This window comes from Rhabdothermincola sp. (assembly GCF_036846205.1).
Taxonomy (GTDB): domain Bacteria; phylum Actinomycetota; class Acidimicrobiia; order Acidimicrobiales; family Acidimicrobilacustridaceae; genus Rhabdothermincola.
This window is the reverse complement of sequence record NZ_DAIUCK010000184.1, coordinates 1-1,947: the sequence shown is the minus strand read 5'-3', so window position 1 is coordinate 1,947 and position 1,947 is coordinate 1. Positions and strand designations below refer to the sequence as shown.

The following is a 1,947-nucleotide window of genomic DNA, read 5'->3' as shown; positions in this document are numbered from 1 at the left end:
GGTGAAGGTGGGGGGTGCCCCGGTGAAGGTCGGGTGGCGGGCGACCCGGGCCGCCGGCATCTCCGGGGTCTTCTGCTTCGTGCTCGGGCTGGCCATCGGGTTGCTGTTCGCGCCCAGCAAGGGACGCGAGATGCGAGCGAAGCTGCGCCGGCTGCTCACCGGCCAGTCGGGGCTGTCGGACGAGGAGCTCGCCGATCGGGTGGCCTTCGAGCTCGGCCACGCTCCCCGCACCTGGCACCTGCCGCAACCCGATGTGGCGGTGGTTGACCGGCGGGTGCAGCTGCGGGGCACGGTGCCCCATGAGACCGCCCGGGAGGAGCTGCTGCGCGTCGCCGCCAACATCCCCGGCGTGGCCGGCGTCGACGACCTGCTCGAGCTCGACACCGCTGCGTCGAGCGAGGCGGGCTGAGCCCGCCACCTCGGTAGGCTACGACACTCATGTTCGACGCTCTCTCCGACCGGTTCGACGCGATCTTCAAGCGCCTGCGGGGCCGCGGGAAGCTGACCGAGGCCGACGTCGACGAGGTCCTGCGCGAGATCCGCCTGGCCCTGCTCGAGGCCGACGTCAACTTCCAGGTGGTCAAGGGGTTCGTCGCCCGGGTGCGCGAGCGCTGCGTCGGCGAGGAGGTCAGCCAGGCGCTGAGTCCTGCACAGCAGGTCGTCAAGATCGTCAACGAGGAGCTCACCCGCACCCTCGGCGGCGAGACCTTCCGGCTGACCTTCAGCCCCAAGCCACCGACCGTGGTGCTGATGGCCGGTCTGCAGGGCTCGGGTAAGACCACCAACTCGGCCAAGTTGGCCCGCTGGTGCAAGAGCCAGGGCCGCAACCCGCTGCTGGTGGGTGCCGATCTCCAGCGGCCCGCGGCCGTCGAACAGCTCCGCACCCTAGGCTCGCAGATCGACGTGCCGGTGTTCAGCGAGCCGACCGATCCGGTCACCGTGGCCCGCCGCTCCCTGGAGGAGGCCCGCTCGCTCGGTCGGGACGTGGTGATCGTTGACACCGCCGGGCGCCTGGCCATCGACGCCGAGCTGATGCAGCAGGTGCGCGACATCTCGGCCGCGGTCGACCCCCATTACACCTTCTTGGTGATCGACGCCATGACCGGCCAGGACGCGGTGGCCACCGCGGAGGCCTTCCACGAGGCTCTCGAGCTCGATGGTGTGATCCTCACCAAGCTCGATGGCGACGCCCGCGGCGGTGCAGCGCTCTCGGTGAAGGAGGTCGTCGGCAAGCCCATCGCCTTCGCCTCCACCGGTGAGAAGCTCAAGGACTTCGACCTGTTCCACCCCGACCGGCTGGCCGGCCGCATCCTCGGCATGGGCGACATGCTCACGCTGATCGAGAAGGCCGAGGAGGTCTTCGAAAAGGAGCAGGCAGAGGCCGCGGCGGCCCGGCTGCTCGAGGGGCAGTTCACCCTCGAGGACTTCCTCGAGCAGATGCAGCAGATCAAGAAGATGGGCCCGCTCTCCGGGCTCATCGGGATGCTGCCAGGCGTCCCCAAGGAGGTGCGCGACACCCAGATCGACGACCGGGAGATCGCACGTATCGAGGCCATCATCCGGTCGATGACCCCGGCAGAGCGCCTCGACCCCGACTGCATCGACGCGTCCCGCCGCAACCGCATCGCCCGGGGCAGTGGCACCCAACCCGCCCAGGTGAGCGAGCTCCTCAAGCAGTTCAAGGAGGTCTCGCGGATGATGAAGCGGATGGGCGGTCTCGGGTCGAAGCGGATGAAGAAGGCCCGCAAAGGCAAGAAGGTCAAGGGGGGCGGACGGGCCACCCCGAAGGGGCGGGTCTCGCCGAAGGGGTCGTCGTTGCGTCTGCCCACGATCGATCCGAACGCGCTGCCGACGCTCGAGGATCTGCAAGGAGGCGCCCCCGGGCTGCCGGGCCTTCCCGGCGGGGGACGCTCCCGCTGATCACCCGCCGGCCGCTCGGCTTGATCC

The 1,947-nt window shown here is 69.9% G+C and carries 2 protein-coding genes; both read left to right on the top strand.

The features are described from left to right. Window positions 1-409, top strand: a 409-nt coding sequence (locus V7004_RS15765) for a BON domain-containing protein (RefSeq protein WP_334145218.1), incomplete at its 5' end; no start/stop codon positions are given. Between the two features lie 29 nt (window positions 410-438). Next, window positions 439-1,920, top strand: a complete 1,482-nt coding sequence (ffh, locus tag V7004_RS15760) for a signal recognition particle protein (RefSeq protein WP_334145217.1) — start codon at window positions 439-441, stop codon at window positions 1,918-1,920. The last annotated feature ends 27 nt before the right edge of the window (window positions 1,921-1,947 follow it).